General features: G+C 61.3%; 4 protein-coding genes. 2 read left to right on the top strand and 2 right to left on the bottom strand.

What is annotated here, in order from left to right; all coding sequences use genetic code 11:
* Nucleotides 1–189: hypothetical protein (locus AC5DC2_RS21730; RefSeq protein WP_491699990.1), on the top strand; the 189-nt coding region annotated here is incomplete at its 5' end.
* Nucleotides 190–384: 195 nt separating this feature from the next.
* On the opposite strand, the gene clpP is transcribed toward AC5DC2_RS21730, so the two are convergent.
* The gene (gene clpP, locus AC5DC2_RS21725; RefSeq protein WP_024709588.1) at nt 385–1011 is read right to left on the bottom strand and encodes an ATP-dependent Clp endopeptidase proteolytic subunit ClpP; all 627 of its coding nucleotides are present in this window, start codon (nt 1009–1011) and stop codon (nt 385–387) included.
* A 296-nt stretch (nt 1012–1307) separates the two neighbouring features.
* Here clpP and AC5DC2_RS21720 point away from each other — a divergent pair, with 296 nt between their 5' ends.
* Entirely contained in the window at nt 1308–2486 is a 1179-nt protein-coding gene (locus tag AC5DC2_RS21720) for a GGDEF domain-containing protein (RefSeq protein ID WP_491699989.1), read from the top strand.
* A 95-nt stretch (nt 2487–2581) separates the two neighbouring features.
* Here the strand turns inward: AC5DC2_RS21720 and AC5DC2_RS21715 are convergent.
* A partial coding sequence (locus tag AC5DC2_RS21715) for a PLP-dependent transferase (RefSeq protein ID WP_491699988.1) occupies nt 2582–3236 on the bottom strand: 655 nt, incomplete at its 5' end.

Here is a 3236-nt window from a genome sequence, read left to right as displayed (position 1 = left end):
TTCGAGTCACCGCCATTGTTACCGCCGACTTTGCTCATTATCACTTCCTTCCAGTCAGCCGTTCCTTCATGTGAACGGCCTCATATTTTCGCTTCCGCCGCACGTCCAAATGCTTTCAAAACATCAGGGCAACAAAACGACGCGGCAGATTTACAAGGCAACAGGCGCAAACGCGAAACAACGCCATAACTCCAAAAACCGGGATAACATCTCCGGTTTTCCATACTATTAACGGCTTCAGCACCGGTTTAAAGCCAAAAAACGCAATCGTGATCCCGAATCGCCTTCAATGGCATCCGGTTCCCTGCCACGCCGAAAGCCTTCCGTCGACCGACGCGGGAGCGCGCCGCTCGATAATCGATACGTCGGATTCCTGGCTGAGGATCAGTTGCCGCCCTCGATTTCGCTGCGCGATGTCATGACCTTGTCGATCAGGCCCCAGTCCATCGCCTCGCCGGCATCCATGAAATGGTCACGATCGAGCGTCTTTTCAACCTCTTCGTAAGTCTGGCCGCAATGGCGGACATAGACTTCGTTGAGGCGGCGCTTCATCTTCAGGATATCGCGGGCGTGGCGTTCGATATCGGATGCCTGGCCCTGGAAACCGCCGGAGGGCTGGTGCACCATGACCCGCGCATTCGGCGTGGCAAAGCGCATGCCCTTTTCGCCGGCGGCCAGCAGGAGCGAGCCCATCGAGGCCGCCTGGCCGATGCACAGCGTCGAAACCGCCGGGCGGATGAACTGCATCGTGTCATAGATCGCCATGCCGGCGGTCACCACGCCGCCGGGCGAATTGATGTAGAGCGCGATTTCCTTCTTCGGGTTTTCCGCCTCGAGAAAGAGGAGCTGGGCGCAGATCAGGGACGCCAGGTGATCCTCGACCGGACCGGTCAGGAAGATGATCCGCTCCTTGAGCAGGCGGGAATAGATGTCATAGGAACGTTCGCCGCGATTGGTCTGCTCGACAACCATGGGCACAAGCGCCATCGCGGTATCTACGGGATTTGTCATGTCTGTCCTTCGGCCGGCTGATCGGAGCCGTTTTCAATCGAATCTTTCATTACTCTCCTACATAGAGTGCCAGACCCGGTCACTTCAAGAGATGGATTGCGTCACCGGGCCGCAGTTGGCGGCGGCTTGCCTGCCGCGGCGCGGGATTTGGCCCGGAAGCAAAGCCGGGAAGCTCCCGGAGTCGACATTTAAATCGTTTAACTTCAAAAATGGTCCACGGCGAAATGTGGTGCCTACGCGGCAGGACGGGTATGAACCCGCACCGTGTTGTTGAATTCGGGGAGCGGTCTTCGGCTTTGCACTATAATCTGACGGCCGTTCTTGCCTGGGCGGCGGACTGCATTCTGCTCTCCATCCTGCTTTTGCCGCTCTGGCTGCGCAACAGGGATCGACTGTTCATCCTGATCTGGTCGGCAGCGCTTGCCCTGATGGGGCTCGGGCTTCTGGGCCTGACCTATGTCACCCCGAACGCACGGCTTTTGCTTGCATTGCCGGTTGCCGCGCTTGTCAGCGCCGAAGCGCTGTCGGCGGCAGGCCTGCTCTCCCTTTACGGCGAGGACCGGCCGCTCCGCTTCACGGCGCTTTGCGTCTGCCTCTGGTTCGTCGCTTTCGTCCTCTTCAGCCTGTCCGCGTTCGGCCCCGTCGCCGCCGTCGCCAGCTATTGTCTCGCCGTCATCGCCATCGCCGTCTATGTCCTGCACTTCCTTTCCCGCGATGCTGCATTCGAGGAGGTGCGCTTCCATCTGGCCATTCCGGCGGTTTTCCTGCTCGAAGCCCTGTCGGCTCTCGCCGTCGCACTCTTCTATGTCTTGGAAAAACCGGCCGTTCTGCAGGAGGGCACGCTGACGTCGATCACGCTGGTCGCGGGCTTCGTGCTGTTTTCGGCGAAGATCTGCCTGGCCGTCTGGCTGTCGGTCGAAAAATACGAGTTCCACCTGAGGAAACTCGCATTCCATGATCCTCTCACCGGCGTTTTCAACCGCCGGGGATTTTTCGAGAGGATCGGCGAACGTCTGAAAACCGCCGCGCTCTCCGACCTTTTCGCCTATCTGGCCATCGACATCGATCATTTCAAATGGGTCAATGACCGCTACGGGCACAGCGCCGGAGACGTCGCGCTCGTCGTCTTCACGCAGACCGTCGAGGAAGAGGTGGGTCGGATGCATGTCTTCGGCCGGACCGGAGGCGAGGAGTTCGCCGTCTTTCTGAAGGTCGACAATGTTCGCGCGGCGACCGGCCTTGCCGAGCGGATCCGGGGCCGGCTCGCCGATGCCGGTCAACGCCAGGCTGCCGGTTCGCCGCCGCTGACCGTCAGCATCGGCATCGCGGTTCAGCCGGGGGCCGGCTTCAACCTGGAGAGAATGCTCTCGCAATCCGACCGGGCGCTCTACGAGGCTAAAAACGGCGGCCGCGACCGCATCATTGCCTACGGGCCCGAAGAGACGCCGGCGCCGGCACACCGGCTTCCGGCGTGACTGCTTCCGCGCGGTCCTGTGGATAAACCGGAACGAAAAACGGGCGACCCTGTGGATCGCCCGCCCTCGGTACCGTCTCCGGCTTCGTCCGTCCGTCAGATCCTGGCGAAGGCCTGCTCGAGATCCGCAATGATATCAGCAAGATCCTCGATGCCCACCGAAAGGCGCACCACGTCCGGTCCGGCGCCGGCGGCAACCTGCTGTTCCGGCGTAAGCTGTGCATGGGTTGTGGATGCAGGGTGGATAACCAGTGACTTGGTATCGCCGATATTGGCCAGGTGCGAGAACAGTTCAAGGCCCTCGACAAAGGTCTTGCCGGCCTCGTAACCGCCCTTGAGACCAAAGGTGAAGACGGCGCCGGCGCCCTTCGGCGAATAGCGCTGCTGCAGGGCGTGGTTTTCATCGCCTTCAAGCCCCGGATAGCCGACCCAGGCCACCTTGTCCGACTGTTCCAGCCACTTGGCGACCGCGAGCGCGTTGTCGCAATGACGCTGCATGCGCAGCGGCAGGGTCTCGATCCCGGTCGCGATCATGAAGGCGTTGAACGGCGAGATCGCCGGTCCGAGATCGCGCAGGCTCAGAACGCGCGCGCCAAGCGCGAAGGCCATGCTGCCGAAAGCCTCATGCAGAACGATGCCGTTATATTCGGCGCGCGGCGCGCTCAGCATCGGGTAGCGACCGGACTTCGACCAGTCGAAAGTGCCGCCGTCAACGAGGATGCCGCCCATGGAATTGCCGTGGCCGCCGAGG

Source organism: Martelella sp. (assembly GCF_984369615.1).
The sequence above is the reverse complement of the archived record's forward strand: the minus strand, read 5'-3'. Positions and strand labels throughout refer to the sequence as shown.

Bases quoted from the DNA above. Each gene is read 5' to 3' on its own strand.
- clpP (WP_024709588.1), bottom strand. From the start codon at position 1,011: ATGACAAATCCCGTAGATACCGCGATGGCGCTTGTGCCCATGGTTGTC.